This window comes from Streptomyces sp. NPDC048142 (assembly GCF_043202835.1).
GTDB lineage: Bacteria > Actinomycetota > Actinomycetes > Streptomycetales > Streptomycetaceae > Streptomyces.
Genome location: NZ_JBIDBC010000017.1, coordinates 86,582 through 103,277, shown reverse-complemented (window position 1 = coordinate 103,277; position 16,696 = coordinate 86,582). Strand labels below are relative to the sequence as shown.

Here is a 16,696-nt window from a genome sequence, read left to right as displayed (position 1 = left end):
CGCCCGCCACCCGCCCCTTTACCTCGTGACTTCGCGACCTCGTGACTTCGCGACCTCGTGACTTCGCGACCTCGTGATCAGGATCTACTTCTTGATCAGGCCGTTCGACTCCAGATACTCCTTCGCCACGTCGGCCGGCTTGGCGCGCTCGGCGTCGACCTTCCGGTTCAGCTCGGCGAGATCTTCCGTGGTGAGCGCGGCCGTGATCCTGCCCAGGGCGTCGGCGATCTCCGGCGCACCCGCGTCCTTGGCATTCAGAACGGGAAGGACGTTGTCCGCGTTCTGGAGGTTCTTGTCGTCCTCCAGGAACACCAGCCCGTCCAGCACCGCGTCCGTGGTGGTCGTCAGGACCAGCTGGACCTTGCCGTCGCGGACGGCCTGCTTGGACTGCGGGGTGCCGACGCCCTTGGGGTCGATACCCGTGACGTCGATGCCGTACGTCTCCTTCAGGCCGGGTGCGCAGAACGGCCGCACCTCGCACTCGTCGCCCGCCGCGATCTTGACCTTCAGCTTCGACTTCCCGAGATCGGAAAGCGTCTTCAGGTTGTTCTTCTCGGCGAATTCCTTGGACACCGCGAAGGCGTTCTGGTCGACGGCCTTCCCCGCCGGGAGGACCGTGAGACCCAGCGGGGTGGCGAGCCCTCTCAGGGCGGTGACCGTGGCTTCGACGTCCCCGGAGGCCACGGGCTCGGCCTGTGCCTTGCCGGCCCCGTTGACCTTGGCGTTGAGGAATTCGGCGAGGGTGGCGGCGTACTCCGGTACGACGTCGATCTCGCCCTTCTCCAGCGACGGCTCGTACAGCTCACGGTTCTTCACCGTGGTGATCGAGGTGCTGTATCCGGCGTCGCCCAGGATCTGCGCGTACAGCTCGGCGAGCACCTTGGACTCGGTGAACGAGGCCGAGCCGACGACCAGGGAGCCCTTCTTGCCGTCGCCCGCCGAGGAGCCGGAACCGTCCTTCTCCTTCTCCAGGCTGTCGCCGCCGCAGGCCGCCAGCGACCCGGCCAGGGCCACCATGCCGATGACCGCTCCGGCTATCCGCGAGGTCCTGCTCATGTGTTGTTCTCCGTCCGAACAGAAGAAAAGTAACCAGAAGGAAAGTGACCAGCAGAAAGATGTGCGCTCACGCGGTCCGCCGGCGGCGCAGCGGTGACAGCAGCCGGTCCAGGCCCACCAGCACCCCTTCCACCAGCAGGGCGAGACCGGCGACCAGCACCGCGCCCGCGAAGACCTGGGCGGTGTCGTAGGTGTTGAACCCGGCGGTGATGATCCGGCCGAGCCCGCCGAGGCCGACCATCGCGGCGATCGACGCGGTGGCCACGACCTGGACGGCGGCGGACCGCAGCCCGGTCATGATCATCGGGTAGGCGAGCGGCAGCTCGACCCGCACGAAGAGCTGCCCGCCCGACATCCCCATGCCACGCGCGGCCTGCACCACGGCCCGGTCCACCTCCCGCATCCCGACGTAGGCGTTGGTCAGCAGGGGCGGCACCGAGAACAGCACCAGCGCGATGATCGTGGGCCAGTACCCCGAGTTGCGCAGGGGCGTGACCATGAACAGGGCCAGCACCGCGAAGACCGGGACGGCACGTCCCACGTTGGAGATGTTGACCGCGAGCGCACCCCCCTTGCCGATGTGCCCCAGATACAGGGCGAGCGGCAGGGCTATCGCGCAGGCCACCGCGAGGGCGGCCCCGCTCACGTACAGATGCTCGCCGAGCCGGTTCGCGGCCCCGCCGTCCCCCGACCAGTTGGCCCCGGTGGTCAGCCAGGTCCAGGCGTCGCCGATGACTCCCACGGGTCAGCCCGCCTCCACCTTCGCCGCGGCGGGCCGGCCCGCCGCGGATATCCGGGTCCAGGGCGTCAGCAGCCGCTGGCAGCCGAGCAGCAGCAGGTCCGCGGTCACCGCGAGCAGCACGCACAGTACCGAGGCGGTGAGCACCTGGGCCTTGAAGAAGCTGGGCAGCGCGTCCTCGATGAGATTGCCGAGGCCCCCCTTGCCGACGAGCGAGCCGACCGTGGTCAGCGCGACCGTCGACACGGTGGTTATCCGCAGCCCTGCCATCACCGCGGGCAGTGCCAGCGGGAGCTCCACCTCCCACAGCAGCCGCGCCGGTCCGTACCCCATGCCGCGGGCGGCTTCCTTGGCCTCCTGCGGCACCGCTGCGAGCCCGGCCAGGATGTTGCGTACGAGGATGGTCAGGGAATAGAGCACCAGGCCCGTGACGACGAGCGCGGCCGACAGCCCGAACAGGGGCAGCAGCAGCGAGAACATCGCCAGCGAGGGCACGGTGTAGAGCACGGTCGTCAGCCCGAGCACCGGTCCGGCGAACCGCCGGCCCCGGCGGGCGAGCAGCGCCAGCGGAAAGGCGACCGCGAGCCCGATCAGCACCGAGACCACCGTGATCCCGATGTGCTGCACGGTCGCGTCGGTCAACTCCTGGCTGCGGGAGCGCAGATACTCCCCGCAGATCCAGTCGTTCGTCACCAGGCAGCTCTGCTCGGCCATCCGCCCCCCCACCTCCCGCATTCCCTCGTCCCCCGGAGTGCCCCGGACCCCCGGATCGCCCCGGATCTCCCCGGATCGAACTGATGACTGGCAAGCCTATCCTCGACCACTGACAATCGCGGAGGCTGTCGCATTCCGGCGACCTGCCCTTCACGGAACGCCCTCCACAATGGGGAACCATGATCCGTTTCGAGCACGTGACCAAGCGGTACGCCGACGGCACCACCGCCGTCGACGACCTTTCCTTCGAGGTCGCCGAGGGTGAACTGGTCACGCTCGTCGGGCCTTCCGGTTGCGGCAAGACGACCACCATGAAGATGGTGAACCGGCTGATCGAACCGACCGAGGGCGGGATATTCCTCGACGGGGACGACATATCCACCATCGATCCCGTCCAACTGCGCCGCCGAATCGGCTATGTGATCCAGCAGGTGGGGCTCTTCCCGCACAGGACGGTGCTGGAGAACACCGCGACCGTTCCCCATCTGCTGGGCTGGAAGCGCGGAAAGGGACGCGAACGCGCCGCCGAACTCCTCGACCTCGTCGGACTCGACCCCTCCGTCTATGGTGACCGCTATCCGGAGCAGCTTTCCGGCGGTCAGCGCCAACGCGTCGGCGTGGCCCGTGCATTGGCCGCCGATCCGCCCGTTCTCCTGATGGACGAGCCTTTCGGGGCAGTCGATCCGGTCGTCCGCGAGCGTCTCCAGAACGAATTCCTGAAACTCCAGGCCCAGGTCCGCAAGACCGTGCTGTTCGTCACGCACGACATCGAGGAGGCCGTCCGCCTCGGCGACCGGATCGCCGTCTACGGGCAGGGCCGCATCGAGCAGTTCGACTCCCCCGCCACCGTGCTCGGAGCCCCCGCGACCCCGTACGTGGCCGACTTCGTCGGCGCGGACCGCGGGCTCAAGCGGCTCTCGGTGACGCCCATCGAGGAGAGCGACCTCGACCAGCCGCCGGTCGTCCACCTCGACGACCCGCTGGCCACGGCCACCGAACGGCTCAGGTCCGAGGGCGCACGCTGGGCGGTCGTCCTGGACGGCCGGGACAACCTCCACGGCTGGATCCCCGCCGACGCGACCACCGACGCGACCACCGATAGGACCACCGGCGCGACCGCCGACACCAGGGGCGTCACCAAGGCCACCGTCCGCGAACACGCCCGCCGGATGGAGGCCTGGCTCCCGCTCGGCGCACCCCTCAAGCAGGCCTTCGCCACCATGCTCCAGCACGACGCGGGCTGGATCGCGGTCATCGACAAGGAGAGCGAGGGCCGCTTCCTCGGCGTCCTGACCCCCGCCCGGCTGCACGAGGCCCTGCGCCGTTCGATCGACGCGGACGCCCAGGACGTACCGCGCGCCGAGGTCGCCGTGGAGACGGTGGCGACGATCGCCACCACCGCTTAGACAGCTGGGGCTCAGTTCTCGCTGAGGCGGGCGCTCAGCCACTCCAGAGCCGGCGGGATCTCCCGCCGCCAGGTGGTGAAGTTGTGCCCGCCGCTGTCGAGCACGATGGACGACACCCGCGCGGGCGCCTTCACCTTCCCGATGAACTTCACCGTGCTCCCGAGGTTGCCCTCGCCCTCCCGGGACGTCGTCACCAGGAACGAGCCGCCGGACGGCGGCTCGTTCTCCAGGGTCCACATCAGGTCGGCGCGGTTGCGCAGTTCCTCGCTCCCGTGGAACAGGTCGCCCGTCGTCGGGTCCTCGGCGGCCTTGTAGTACGCGGAGAGCCCGGCGCTCGCCGCGTACCGGTCCGGGTGGCGCATCCCGATCTTCAGCGCGCAGTAGCCGCCGGTCGAATTGCCGATGATGCCCCAGTTGCGGGCCTTCTCGCCGACCCGGTAGGATCCCGCGATCGCCTCCGGCAGGTCCTTCGCGAAGAACGTCTCGGTCTGCGGGCCCTTCGGGATGTCCACGCACTCCGTGTCCCGGGGCGGCGCGACCGTCGGCCGCAGCATCACCAGGATCATCGGCTGCGCCTTGCCCGCCTTCACGCGCTCGTGCGCGGTCTGCGGGTAGCGCAGCCCCTTCAGCAGGTTCTCCGCCGTGCCCGGGTAGCCGGTGAGGACCACGGCCGCCGGGAACCTCCGCCCGGCGTACGCCGCCCGGAAGTACTCCGGCGGCAGATAGACGTACGCCGGTGCCTCGATGCCCGAGGTCCGCCCCAGGACGACCACCTTGTCGATCCGCCCGCCGACCGACGGCACCCGGCCGCCCGGCACGTCCGGGTGCTGGGTGCCGATCCGCGCCATGTGCCGCGAGCCGGACCCGCTCCGCGCATGGTCGGTGACCACACCGAGTTCCTGCTGCCGGCCGAAGAGGTCGGCCCAGGAACCGTAGAAGAGGAAGGCGTTGTTGGCCGCCAGGCCCACCGCGGCGAACAGCGTCAGCTGGGTGGCCAGCAGGAGCCCGATCCGGCCCGACACGGCGGCGGCGCCGGGCCGGGCCAGGTGCGGCCAGAACCGGACCGTGGCGGCGAACAGCGCGACGGCCAGCACCGCCACGACGACGAGAACTGGTGTGCTGGTGAGACCCATGAGTGAGCTTTCTCTGCGATTCCGTTACGAGGTCCGGTTGCGGGAAATTTCCGGAATGCGGGTGAACCTGCGCTCCACAACCCACGTCCTAGAGAGCGCACATCGTCCGTGGGGCTCCGGCCGGCGGACTCAACGAATCTCTCGCGAAGCCACGGGAAGCAATGTCTGTCACGCTAGATGGGGATAAGTCGGCGTCGGTTGCGCGGCGCGTCCGCCGGTTGTTCCACGGGCCGCGCCCCGAATCCGTACCGGCGCTCGTCGGCAGCGCCTGCACCGTCGTCGGGCTGATCGACATCGCCGCCGGGGTCTTCCCCCGCTTCCGGCACAGCCGGATGCACACCGTCGCCGAGGTGCTCCCCGGGGCGCTCGGCCCGTTCGCCGCCGCGCTCTCCCTGAGCGCGGGCATGCTCCTGCTGCTGCTCGCGCACGGGCTGAAGCGGCGCAAGCGGCGGGCCTGGCGGGCGGCGGTGGCCCTGCTGCCCGCGGGGGCCGTGGCGCAGTTCGCGTACCGCCACTCGATCGTCGGGGTGCTCGTCTCGCTGACGCTCTGCTGGCTGCTGCTGCGCCACCGGGACCAGTTCCGGGCGCTCCCCGACCCGCGCAGCCGCTGGCGCGCGCTCGCCAATTTCGTGCTGCTCGGAGCCGGTTCGCTGGGGCTCGGGCTGATCATCGTCAGCGTCCACCCCGGCCGGGTCGTCGGCACCCCGTCCATCGCCGACCGCCTCCAGCACGTGCTGTACGGCCTGTTCGGCGTCGAGGGGCCCGTCGACTACGCCGGGCGGACCAGCTGGACCGTGGCCTACTCGCTGGGCGCGCTCGGTCTGCTGACCGCCGTCACCACCATCTATCTCGCCTTCCGCCCCGAGCACCCGGCCGCCCGCCTCACCGAGGACGACGAGAGCCGGCTGCGGACCCTGCTGGAGCGGCACGGCGGCCGGGACTCGCTCGGCCACTTCGCGCTCCGCCGCGACAAGGGCGTCGTCTTCTCCCCCAGCGGCAAGGCCGCCGTCTGCTACCGGGTCGTCTCCGGGGTGATGCTGGCGGGCGGGGACCCGATCGGGGACGTGGAGGCCTGGCCGGGCGCGATCGAGCGCTTCATGGACGAGGCGCAGGCGCACTCCTGGACCCCCGCCGTGATGGGGTGCAGCGAGACCGGCGGCCAGGTCTGGACCCGCGAGACCGGCCTCACCGCCCTGGAACTGGGCGACGAGGCGGTGGTGGACGTAGCGGATTTCTCCCTTGCCGGACGGGCCATGCGGAACGTGCGCCAGATGGTCAAGCGCATCGAACGGGGCGGCTACGAGACCCGGGTCCGGCGGGCACGTGACATCGGCGACACCGAGCTGGACCGGATCCGCCGGGCCGCCGCCGACTGGCGCGGCACCGACACCGAACGCGGCTTCTCCATGGCGCTGGGCCGGATCGGCGACCCGGCCGACGGCGACTGCGTGATCGCCACCGCCCACCTGCCCGGCTCCGGTGCGCAGGACTCCCCGCACGGCGACCTGAAGGCGGTCCTCCACTTCGTCCCCTGGGGGCGTGACGGAATGTCCCTGGAGCTGATGCGGCGCGACCGCTCGGCCGACCCCGGCATGAACGAGCTGCTGATCGTCGCCGCCCTCCAGGCCGCCGGGAAGCTCGGCGTCGCCCGGGTCTCGCTGAACTTCGCGATGTTCCGCTCCGCGCTGGCCCGCGGCGAGCGGCTCGGCGCGGGGCCGGTGCTGCGTTGCTGGCGGGGTCTGCTGATCTTCCTCTCGCGCTGGTTCCAGATCGAGTCGCTGTACAAGTTCAACGCCAAGTTCAAGCCCCGCTGGGAGCCCCGCTTCGTGGTCTTCCGCACCAGCCGCGACCTGCCCCGCATCGGGATCGCGGCGATGCGGGCGGAGGGCTTCGTGAATCTCTCGCTGCCCCGCCCGTTCCGCTCGCGGGGCCCGCGCCCGTGCGGCCACCCGCCGCGTACGCCGCGTACGCCTCCGGAGCACAAGGTGAGCGCGGCGTGAGCGCGGCGCCCCGGGCCCACGGCAGGTCCTAGTCTGGTCGTATGAGTACGTCACGCACGCGGGGCACGGTCCGAGGGCTGCCGGAGTGGGACCGCTGCGCGGTCATGGGCGTCGTCAACGTGACGCCCGACTCCTTCTCCGACGGCGGCCGCTGGTTCGACACCACCGCCGCGGTCAAGCACGGTCTGCACCTGGTGGCCGAGGGCGCGGACCTGGTGGACGTGGGCGGTGAGTCGACCCGTCCGGGCGCCAGCCGGGTGGACGAGGCCGAGGAGCTGCGCCGGGTCGTCCCGGTCGTGCGGGGGCTGGCCGCCGAGGGCGTCACCGTCTCCGTGGACACCATGCGCGCCCGCGTCGCCGAGCAGGCCGTCGCCGCCGGGGCCGTCCTGGTCAACGACGTCAGCGGCGGACTCGCGGATCCGGACATGATCCCGGCCGTCGCCGCCGCGGAGGTCCCGTTCGTCGTGATGCACTGGCGCGGCTTCAGCGAGTCGATGAACAGCCGCGCGGTGTACGGAGACGTGGTCGCCGAGGTCCTCGGCGAGCTGCGGCAGCGGATGGACGCGGTGATCGCGGGCGGGGTCGCCCCGGAGCGGATCGTGATCGACCCGGGCCTCGGCTTCGCGAAGGACGCCGCCCACGACCTGTCGCTCGTCGCGCACCTGGCCGAGCTGCACACGCTGGGCCGCCCGCTGCTGGTGGCCGCCTCCCGCAAGCGTTTCCTCGGGCACGTCCTGGCCGGTCCGGGCTCGGCCCCGCCGCCCGCCCGCGAACGCGACGCGGCGACCGCGGCCGTCTCCGCGCTGTCCTCGGCGGCCGGCGCCTGGGCGGTCAGGGTCCACGAGGTACGGGCCACCGCCGACGCGGTCCGCGTCGCCCGCGCGGTCGAGGGAGCCGCGTGAACGAGGAACACGCACAGGCAGCCGCCGACATCGCGGAGGTCGAAGCGGCCAACACCGCCTTCTACGAGGCGCTGGAGCGCGGCGACTACCAGGAGCTCTCCGACTGCTGGCTGCCGGGCGAGGACCTCACCGTCTCCTGCGTCCACCCCGGCTGGCCGGTGCTCACGGGCCGGGGCGAGGTGCTGCGCAGTTTCGCCCTGATCATGGCGAACACCGAGTACATCCAGTTCTTCCTGACCGACGTCAACGTCTCGATGACCGGCGACACCGCCCTGGTCACCTGCACCGAGAACATCCTCAGCGGCGGCCCCGCCGAGGACGGGAACGCGCTGGGCCCGCTCGTGGGCCAGCTGGTCGTCGCCACGAACGTGTTCCGGCGCACCGCCGACGGCTGGAAGCTCTGGTCCCACCACGGGTCACCCGTCCTGACGGAATCCGACGAGGACGACGACGGGGAAACACCCTCCTGAGTGGGTAGGGGACCGGTAGGGATACGAACACCGATGACCACCGGCAGGGGCGGTAACCAGCCCGGTGAGACGCGGTCCGGGGCCCCACGGGCGGGCGCTGTCGGTGCCCGCAGGTAGATTCGGAAAAGGCACCGCGCCGCCCGCACGCGGCCGGGCGCCTCTCGACCAAACGACAGCAGGAGTGATTCGCGTGGATCGTGTCGCGCTGCGCGGCCTCAAGGCCCGCGGGCACCACGGTGTCTTCCCCCGGGAGCGGGAAGAGGGCCAGACCTTCATCGTCGATCTGGTGCTCGGCCTCGACACCCGCCCCGCGGCGGCCACCGACGACCTGGCCCGCACCGTGCACTACGGCGTGGTGGCCGAGGAGGTCGTCGAGGTGGTGACCGGCGAGCCGGTCGATCTGATCGAGACGCTCGCCGAGCGCATCGCCCAGCAGTGCCTGAAGCACGAAGGCGTCCAGGAGGTCGAGGTGGTGGTGCACAAGCCGGAAGCGCCGATCACCGTCCCCTTCGACGACGTGACCATCACCATCACCCGGAGCCGAGCATGACTGCATTTTCCACCGAAGGGCAGAGCGACCCGACCGTACAGCCGGTCCCGACCGCCGTCGTCCAGCAGGTGGACGCCGCGGACGTCACGCTCTCCAACCCCAAGATGGCCGTGATCTCCCTCGGCTCCAACCTGGGCAACCGGCTGGAGACCCTCCAGGGGGCCGTCGACGCCCTGGAGGACACCCCAGGCCTGCGGGTCAAGGCCGTCTCCCCGGTGTACGAGACGGAGCCCTGGGGCGTCGAGGCGAACTCCCAGCCCTCGTACTTCAACGCCGTCATCCTCGTGAAGACGACGCTGCCCCCCGCCTCCCTGCTGGAGCGCGGCCAGGCCGTCGAGGAGGCCTTCGACCGGGTCCGCGAGGAGCGCTGGGGCCCGCGCACCATCGACGTCGACATCGTGGCGTACGCCGACGTCGTCTCCGACGACCCGGTGCTCACGCTCCCGCACCCGCGCGCCCACGAGCGGGCCTTCGTCCTCGCCCCCTGGCACGACGTGGACCCCGAGGCCCAGCTTCCCGGCGCCGGGCCGGTGGCCCAGCTGCTCGCCGAGGTCGGCCGCGACAGCGTCCTGCCCCGCGCCGACCTGGAACTGCGCCTGCCGGAGTAACGACCTCACCCGCCATAGAGAGTGGATCAGCGAGCGGCGTCATGCGGCTTCGAATCCAAGGCGGAGGAGGGAAGCGACGCGGAGCGTCGTTGACTGACGACAACGCCGGAGGCGGAGTCGCAGGGCGCCGGGAGCCCGCTCGCTATCGCGGGTGAGGTCGTAATCGTTAGGCTCGACGGACGGTGGTCCGGCACACGGCCGGACCGGGCACAGGCGGCGCGAAGGGCGGCTCACTCGGTGAAGCAACTACGGCTCGGGGTACTGGCGGGCCTCTTCGCCGCCGCCGGTGTCCTCTCCTGGGGCGGCGCCCGCCTCTGGGACGCCCTCGGCACCCTGCCGAGCGTCCCGCTGGCCGCGTCGATCGTGCTCGCCGCGATCGCGGCGATCGTCCTCGCGACCGCCCTCACCACCCGCGCCCGCCTCCAGGCCCAGCGCGAGCGCCGCCCCGGCGCCAAGGGCGTGGAGCCCCTGTTCGCGGCCCGCGCGGTCGTCTTCGGCCAGGCGAGCGCCCTGGTCGCCGCCCTGGTCGCCGGAATGTACGGCGGCACCGGCGTCTTCCTCCTCGGCTACCTCGACATCCCGCCCCGCCGCGACCAGGCCATCTACGCGGGCGCGGCGGTGGTGGCCGGCATCGCGGTCATCGCGGCCGCCCTCTTCCTGGAGCGCGTCTGCCGCCTCCCTGAGGACGGAAACGACCACGACGGCACGGGCGCGGCAGCCGCTTAGGGCGGTCGCCGCACCCGTGTCACGCGTCTCGGGGGCGTCAGCGCGCCATGATGAGGCTCATCGCCTCGGCGCGGGTCGCGGGGTCGCGGAGCTGGCCGCGCACCGCGGAGGTCAGGGTCTTCGCCCCCGGCTTGCGGATCCCGCGCATCGACATGCACATGTGCTCGCACTCGACGACGACGACGACTCCCCGCGGCTCCAGGATCGACATGAGGGACTCGGCGATCTGGGTCGTCAGCCGCTCCTGGACCTGCGGCCTGCGGGCGAAGACGTCGACCAGCCGGGCCAGCTTGGACAGGCCCGTGATCTTGCCGGTGGCGGCCGGGATGTAGCCGACGTGCGCGACGCCCCTGAACGGCACCAGATGATGCTCACATGTACTGAACACCTCAATGTCCTTGACCAGCACCATCTCGTCGTGACCCAGATCGAACGTGGTCGTCAGGACGTCCTCGGGCTCCTGGTACAGGCCCGCGAATATCTCCTTGTACGCCCGTGCCACCCGCCCCGGCGTCTCCCGCAGGCCCTCGCGGTCCGGGTCCTCCCCGACGGCGATCAGCAGTTCGCGTACAGCCGCCTCGGCCCGCTTCTCGTCGAATTCGCCGATCGAACCCTGGCCGTCCAGCGTCACCGGGTCGGTCATCTGTGCCTCGTTCCTCTGTGCTGTCCCGTGCGCGGGTTCGCGCTCAGACATCGCAGGCATACCGAAAAGCCGCGCCCCCACAGGCTAAAACCTGGGGGGCGCGGCTTCCATTCCGGGACCGGGTCGGCCCCCGTGACGGGGGTCTCACCGGATTCGGTCCGCCACTAGCTCTCGGGACGCTCCTCGGGGATCGCCTCGGTGGACGGGGCGATGTCCTTCGTCAGGTCCGTCGGGGCGATCTCCGGCGGGGTGGCCGAACCATTGGCGATCGAGGCGCCGTTGGTGAGGGCCAGCTCCTTCGGAGAGAGCACCGGGGGCCGCGTCGACGGGGTGCGCCGGGCGGATCCGGTCCATGCCGGGCGGGCGGGACGCCGGACGAGCGGGGCGAAGATCTCCGCGATCTCGTCCTTGCCCAGCGTCTCCTTCTCCAGGAGTTCGAGCACCAGGGCGTCGAGGATGTCGCGGTTCTCGACGAGGATCTCCCACGCGTCGTTGTGGGCGGTCTCGATGAGCTTCTTGACCTCCTCGTCGACCAGTGCCGCGACCTCTTCCGAGTAGTCGCGCTGGTGGCCCATCTCGCGGCCCAGGAAGGGCTCCGAGTTGTCGCCGCCGAACTTGATCGCGCCGAGCCGCTCCGTCATGCCGTACTGCGTGACCATCGCGCGGGCCGTTGCCGTGGCCTTCTCGATGTCGTTCGCCGCGCCGGTGGTCGGGTCGTGGAAGACCAGCTCCTCGGCCGCACGCCCGCCCAGCATGTACGCCAGCTGGTCGAGCATCTCGTTGCGGGTCGTGGAGTACTTGTCCTCCTCCGGGAGCACCATCGTGTAACCGAGGGCGCGGCCGCGGGAGAGGATCGTGATCTTGTGGACCGGGTCCGACTGGGGGGAGGCCGCCGCGACCAGGGCGTGTCCGCCCTCGTGGTACGCGGTGATCTTCTTTTCCTTCTCGGACATGATCCGGGTCCGCTTCTGCGGGCCCGCCACGACACGGTCGATGGCCTCGTCGAGGCTCTCGTTGTCGATGAGCTTCTTGTTGCTGCGCGCCGTCAGGAGCGCTGCCTCATTGAGCACGTTCGACAGGTCGGCGCCGGTGAAGCCGGGCGTGCGCCGGGCGACGGCGCCGAGGTCGACGCCCTCCGCCACGGGCTTGCCCTTCTGGTGCACCTTGAGGATCTCCAGGCGGCCCTGCATGTCCGGGCGGTCGACCGCGATCTGCCGGTCGAAGCGTCCCGGGCGCAGCAGCGCCGGGTCGAGGATGTCCGGGCGGTTCGTGGCGGCGATCAGGATGACGCCGCCCTTCACGTCGAACCCGTCCATCTCGACGAGCAGCTGGTTGAGCGTCTGCTCGCGCTCGTCGTGACCGCCGCCCATACCGGCGCCGCGGTGGCGGCCGACGGCGTCGATCTCGTCGACGAAGACGATCGCCGGGGCGTTCGCCTTGGCCTGCTCGAAGAGGTCGCGCACCCGGGAGGCGCCGACGCCGACGAACATCTCGACGAAGTCGGAACCGGAGATCGAGTAGAACGGCACGCCCGCTTCGCCGGCGACGGCGCGTGCGAGCAGCGTCTTGCCCGTACCGGGCGGCCCGTAGAGCAGTACGCCCTTGGGGATCTTGGCGCCGACGGCCTGGAACTTCGCCGGCTCCTGGAGGAACTCCTTGATCTCGTGGAGCTCCTCGACCGCCTCGTCGGACCCCGCCACATCGGCGAAGGTCGTCTTGGGGGTGTCCTTGGTGATCAGCTTGGCCTTGGACTTGCCGAACTGCATGACCTTGGAGCCGCCGCCCTGCATCTGGTTCATCAGAAACAGGAAGACGACCACGATGAGGACGAAGGGCAGCAGCGAGAGGAGGATCGAGATGAACGGGGACTGCTTCGACGGCGAGACGGTGTAACCCTTGTCGATTTCACCCGCCTCGAACTTCTGCTGCAGCGTGTTGGCGAGCTCGACACCCTGGTTGCCGATGTAGCTCGCCTGGAACTTGCTGCCGGACTCGCCTTCGAGCTTCTGGCCGTCCTTCAGTTGGATCTTGAGGATTTGTTCGTCACCGGTGGTGAGCTTGGCCTCGTCCACCTGGTTCTTGCTGATCGCCTGGATCACCTTGCTGGTGTCCACCGTCTTGTGGCCGCCCGACGAGCCGACGACCTGCATCAACACGACCACGGCGAGGACGGCCAGCACGATCCACATGACCGGCCCACGGAAGTATCGCTTCACGTCCATCCATACGGAGCGAAGACGCCCCGTCCCTCCTGCCCGTAGGTAAATGCTGCTGTTTGAAAAGACTGTTCTTCGGACGGTACCCCAGCATCGTCACCCGCGACTGCGGGGTACGGCGGGGAAACCTGCTTTCGAAGCTCCAACGGCCCGCGGGCGGTGAGGGTTCCCCAGCAGGTCGGCCGGGGTCAGCCGCCGTAGACGTGCGGGGCGAGCGTGCCGACGAAGGGCAGGTTGCGGTACTTCTCCGCGTAGTCCAGCCCGTAGCCGACGACGAACTCGTTGGGGATGTCGAAACCGATCCACTTCACATCGATCGCGACCTTTGCGGCATCCGGCTTGCGCAGCAGGGTGCAGACCTCCAGCGAGGCCGGCTCCCGGGAGCCCAGGTTGGACAGCAGCCAGGACAGCGTCAGCCCGGAGTCGATGATGTCCTCGACGATCAGGACGTGCTTGCCCTTGATGTCGGTGTCGAGGTCCTTGAGGATCCGGACGACGCCGGAGGACTGCGTGCCCGCCCCGTACGAGGAGACGGCCATCCAGTCCATCGTGACGGGGGTGGACAGCGCGCGTGCCAGGTCCGCCATGACCATCACCGCGCCCTTGAGAACGCCGACGAGGAGCAGATCCTTGCCCGCGTACTCCGCGTCGATCTTCGCGGCCAGCTCCACGAGCTTCGCGTCGATCTCTTCCTTGGTGAGGAGCACCGACTGAAGGTCGGTACCCATGTCCTTCTCGTTCACCCACGTCTCTTTCTCTGCCTGCCGGCCCGGGGCGCGCCCCGGGCCGGGCCGGCTGTTCGCCTGCACTTCAGCCGCTTGCGCGTCAGCTCTGCCGAATGACCAGTCTGCCACCCTGCCGCATCGCCTCGACGCGGCCGGGCAGGTTGATGGCCCGCTGGCCGCGCCAGCCGGTGATCAGGCGGTCGACTTCTTCGAGGTGCCGGGCGAAGAGGGAGCCGGCGGGTGCCCCGGCGTCGATCAGTGCGCGGCGCAGCACCCGGCGGCGTACCGCGGGCGGCAGGACGTAGAGCTTGGCGCACTCCAGACGGCCGGTGTCGTCGCGTACGGACAGCTCGGCCTCGGCGGCCCAGGTGTCCAGGGCGTCGGCGTCGTCGCGGGAGAGCTGAGCGGTCCGGGCCAGGGCTTCGACGACGCCTTTGCCGAGCGCCTTCTCCAGGGCGGGCAGGCCTTCGTGGCGGAGCCGGGAGCGGGTGTAGGCGGGGTCGATGTTGTGCGGGTCGTCCCAGACGGGCAGGGACTGGACCAGGCAGGCCTTGCGGGCGGTCTGCCGGTCGAGCTGGAGGAAGGGGCGGCGGTAGCGGCCGGCCGGCCCGGAGGCGGCGGCCATGCCGGAGAGCGAGCGGATGCCGGAGCCGCGGGCGAGGCCGAGGAGGACGGTCTCGGCCTGGTCGTCGCGGGTGTGGCCGAGCAGGACGGCGGCGGCGCCGTGGCGTTCGGCGGCGGCGTCCAGCGCGGCGTAGCGGGCGTCGCGGGCGGCGGCTTCGGGGCCGCCCTCGCGTCCGACGTGCACGGCGACGGCCTCGACGGGGTCGAGGTCCATGGCGGTGAGCCGGGTGACGACCTCGGCGGCGCGGAGACCGGATCCCGCCTGGAGGTTGTGGTCGACGGTGATGCCGCCGGCCCGGACGGCGAGCTTGCGGGCCTCGAACGCGAGCGCGGAGGCGAGCGCCATGGAGTCGGCGCCGCCGGAACAGGCGACGAGCACGAGCGGGGTGTCGGGCTGTTCGGGGAGTGCGGGTCGTTCGGGGAGAGCCTGCCTGCCCGCGGCGCCGGCCTCGGCGTAACGGGAGCGGGCGGCGTGCGCGGGGCGCCTCGCCGCTTCGGCGGGCCGGTCGTGGTCGGCGTAACGGTGGAATTCGGTGAGTACGTCGTGGAGTACGCGGCGGACCGCCAGGCGTATCGCCGCGACCGCAGGATGGGGACCCATGTCCGGTGCCCTTCGTGGAGTTCGGGAGGAGCGTCGAGCGCCGGAACGCGTGAGTCCCGTCACTCAGAGTGCGTCGATGGTGACAGAGGCAAGCTGTTCATCGAGCATTGCACGCCTTCCCATGCCCCTATGGTCCCTCGGATGGGTGATTGGAGGGCCAATATCGGCCAGGGCTGCTCGCTTGGATCAGGCCGGATCAGGGAGCGGGTTCCGGTGCGTGCAGCTGCAAGGCGGAGGATTGAGGCAACGCGGATGGGGCCTCCCCTGCTCGAGCGAAGCCGAGAGCTTGGGGAAGTTGGTGATTGACGACAACGCCGGAGGGGGCCCCTCCCTGCTCGAGCGAAGCCGAGAGCTTGGGGGAGCGCGCACCGGGGCCGGCGAGCCCGGCATGATCCAAGCGAGCAGCCCCGGGCGGCCTGATGGTCAGGATTCGGCCTTACGGTGCACCCGCGCGATCCAGTCGGCGGGCTTGGCGATCTCTGCCTTGGTCGGGAGGGTGTTCGGTGAGGTCCAGACGCGGTTGAAGCCGTCCATGCCGACCTCTTCGACGACCGATCGTACGAACTTCTCGCCGTCCTTGTACTGCCGGAGCTTGGCGTCCAGGCCGAGGAGCTTGCGCAGGGCCTGGTCGAGGCGGCCGGCGCCCTGGGCGCGGCGCCGCTGGAACTTCTCCCGGATCTCGGCGACGGAGCCGACGACCTCGGGGCCCACGCCGTCCATCACGAAGTCCGCGTGTCCCTCCAGGAGGGACATGACGGCGGTGAGGCGGCCGAGCACCTCGCGCTGGGCGGGGGTCTGGACGATGTCGACGAGGCTGCGGCCGCCGTCCTCGCCCTGTTCGCCCTCGGGGCGTCCGGCGCCGGAGAGGGACTGGGCGGCCTCACGGAGCCGCTCCAGGAAGGTCATCGGGTCGACGTCGGTCTCGTCGAGGAACGTCTGGATCTCACCCTGGAGGTGGTCACGGAGCCAGGGCACACCGGTGAACTGGGTGCGGTGGGTCTCCTCGTGGAGGGCGACCCAGAGCCGGAAGTCGTGCGGGTCGACGTCCAGCTCACGTTCGACGTGGACGATGTTGGGGGCGACGAGGAGGAGCCGTCCGCCGCCGTTCGCGGAGGCGGGCAGGTCCCTGGTGGCCGGGGCGAACGTCTCGTACTGGCCGAGCACCCGGGAGGCGAGGAACGAGAGCAGCATGCCCAGCTCGACGCCGGTGACCTTGCCGCCGACCGCTCCGAGGACGGCGCCGCCGGGTCCGCCGGAGCGGCGGCTCTCCATCTTGGCGAGCAGCGGGCGCAGCAGTTCGCGGAAGCCGGCGACGTTGGCCTTGATCCAGCCGGCCCGGTCGACGACGAGGACGGGGGTGTCCTCGGGTTCGGTCCCCTCGGGGATCATCCGGGTGAAGAGCCGGACGTGTTCCTCCGAGGCCTTGGCGTGCCGCCGGAGCTCCGCGACGACGGCGCGGGCCTCCTCGCGGCTGATCTCGGGCCCTGGCCGCACGAGCCGGGTCGCGGTCGCCACCGCGAGATTCCAGTCGACCATCTCGGCACCACCGATGCTCGTCATGCGTCAACCGTACGTGAGCCCGT

At 70.6% G+C, this 16,696-nt stretch carries 16 protein-coding genes; 7 read left to right on the top strand and 9 right to left on the bottom strand.

Annotation, left to right across the window (positions count from 1 at the left end):
* Positions 1–84 precede the first annotated feature (84 nt).
* The 3 genes from ACGF2Y_RS21885 to ACGF2Y_RS21875 all read right to left on the bottom strand — a co-directional run bounded on the left by ACGF2Y_RS21885 (position 85) and on the right by ACGF2Y_RS21875 (position 2,509).
* Complete coding sequence (locus ACGF2Y_RS21885) at positions 85–1,056, bottom strand: glycine betaine ABC transporter substrate-binding protein (RefSeq protein WP_392949944.1); 972 nt, start codon at positions 1,054–1,056, stop codon at positions 85–87.
* Positions 1,057–1,123: 67 nt separating this feature from the next.
* Positions 1,124–1,798: an ABC transporter permease gene (locus ACGF2Y_RS21880; protein WP_392949941.1), complete on the bottom strand. Its 675-nt coding sequence runs from the start codon at positions 1,796–1,798 to the stop codon at positions 1,124–1,126.
* 3 nt (positions 1,799–1,801) lie between these two features.
* Positions 1,802–2,509, bottom strand: coding sequence for an ABC transporter permease (locus ACGF2Y_RS21875; RefSeq protein ID WP_392949938.1), 708 nt, complete (start codon positions 2,507–2,509; stop codon positions 1,802–1,804).
* Between the two features lie 179 nt (positions 2,510–2,688).
* Here ACGF2Y_RS21875 and ACGF2Y_RS21870 point away from each other — a divergent pair, with 179 nt between their 5' ends.
* Positions 2,689–3,915 (top strand): ABC transporter ATP-binding protein, encoded by a 1,227-nt coding sequence (locus ACGF2Y_RS21870; protein WP_392949935.1) that lies wholly within the window; start codon positions 2,689–2,691, stop codon positions 3,913–3,915.
* An 11-nt stretch (positions 3,916–3,926) separates the two neighbouring features.
* On the opposite strand, the gene ACGF2Y_RS21865 is transcribed toward ACGF2Y_RS21870, so the two are convergent.
* Positions 3,927–5,048, bottom strand: coding sequence for an alpha/beta hydrolase (locus ACGF2Y_RS21865; RefSeq protein ID WP_392949933.1), 1,122 nt, complete (start codon positions 5,046–5,048; stop codon positions 3,927–3,929).
* Between the two features lie 161 nt (positions 5,049–5,209).
* Here ACGF2Y_RS21865 and ACGF2Y_RS21860 point away from each other — a divergent pair, with 161 nt between their 5' ends.
* From ACGF2Y_RS21860 to ACGF2Y_RS21835, 6 genes are all read left to right on the top strand, one after another.
* Positions 5,210–7,048, top strand: a complete 1,839-nt coding sequence (locus tag ACGF2Y_RS21860; RefSeq protein ID WP_392949931.1) for a phosphatidylglycerol lysyltransferase domain-containing protein — start codon at positions 5,210–5,212, stop codon at positions 7,046–7,048.
* Positions 7,049–7,152: 104 nt separating this feature from the next.
* Positions 7,153–7,950, top strand: coding sequence for a dihydropteroate synthase (folP, locus tag ACGF2Y_RS21855; RefSeq protein ID WP_392950037.1), 798 nt, complete (start codon positions 7,153–7,155; stop codon positions 7,948–7,950).
* Complete coding sequence (locus ACGF2Y_RS21850) at positions 7,947–8,420, top strand: nuclear transport factor 2 family protein (RefSeq protein ID WP_392949928.1); 474 nt, start codon at positions 7,947–7,949, stop codon at positions 8,418–8,420. The genes folP and ACGF2Y_RS21850 overlap by 4 nt, the downstream gene beginning before the upstream one ends.
* Before the next feature lie 190 nt (positions 8,421–8,610).
* Positions 8,611–8,970 (top strand): dihydroneopterin aldolase, encoded by a 360-nt coding sequence (gene folB, locus ACGF2Y_RS21845; protein WP_392949926.1) that lies wholly within the window; start codon positions 8,611–8,613, stop codon positions 8,968–8,970.
* Positions 8,967–9,578, top strand: coding sequence for a 2-amino-4-hydroxy-6-hydroxymethyldihydropteridine diphosphokinase (gene folK / locus ACGF2Y_RS21840; protein WP_392949923.1), 612 nt, complete (start codon positions 8,967–8,969; stop codon positions 9,576–9,578). Before folB ends, folK begins: the two co-directional genes overlap by 4 nt.
* Positions 9,579–9,815: 237 nt before the next feature.
* On the top strand, positions 9,816–10,304 hold the full coding sequence (locus ACGF2Y_RS21835) for a DUF3180 domain-containing protein (protein ID WP_392949920.1): 489 nt from the start codon (positions 9,816–9,818) through the stop codon (positions 10,302–10,304).
* Between the two features lie 37 nt (positions 10,305–10,341).
* Here the strand turns inward: ACGF2Y_RS21835 and folE are convergent, their stop codons facing one another.
* The 5 genes from folE to ACGF2Y_RS21810 form a co-directional block, all read right to left on the bottom strand.
* A complete protein-coding gene (gene folE, locus ACGF2Y_RS21830) occupies positions 10,342–10,947 on the bottom strand; it encodes a GTP cyclohydrolase I FolE (RefSeq protein WP_392949918.1) in 606 nt (201 codons plus the stop codon).
* A gap of 164 nt (positions 10,948–11,111) precedes the next feature.
* On the bottom strand, positions 11,112–13,169 hold the full coding sequence (ftsH, locus tag ACGF2Y_RS21825) for an ATP-dependent zinc metalloprotease FtsH (protein WP_392949915.1): 2,058 nt from the start codon (positions 13,167–13,169) through the stop codon (positions 11,112–11,114).
* A 182-nt stretch (positions 13,170–13,351) separates the two neighbouring features.
* A complete protein-coding gene (gene hpt, locus ACGF2Y_RS21820) occupies positions 13,352–13,891 on the bottom strand; it encodes a hypoxanthine phosphoribosyltransferase (protein WP_030593143.1) in 540 nt (179 codons plus the stop codon).
* A 97-nt stretch (positions 13,892–13,988) separates the two neighbouring features.
* Positions 13,989–15,113 carry a tRNA lysidine(34) synthetase TilS gene (gene tilS, locus ACGF2Y_RS21815; RefSeq protein ID WP_392949913.1) on the bottom strand — a complete coding sequence of 375 codons (1,125 nt, stop codon included), beginning with the start codon at positions 15,111–15,113 and terminating at the stop codon, positions 13,989–13,991.
* Positions 15,114–15,536: 423 nt separating this feature from the next.
* Entirely contained in the window at positions 15,537–16,673 is a 1,137-nt protein-coding gene (locus ACGF2Y_RS21810) for a zinc-dependent metalloprotease (protein ID WP_392949910.1), read from the bottom strand.
* Between the last annotated feature and the right edge of the window lie 23 nt (positions 16,674–16,696).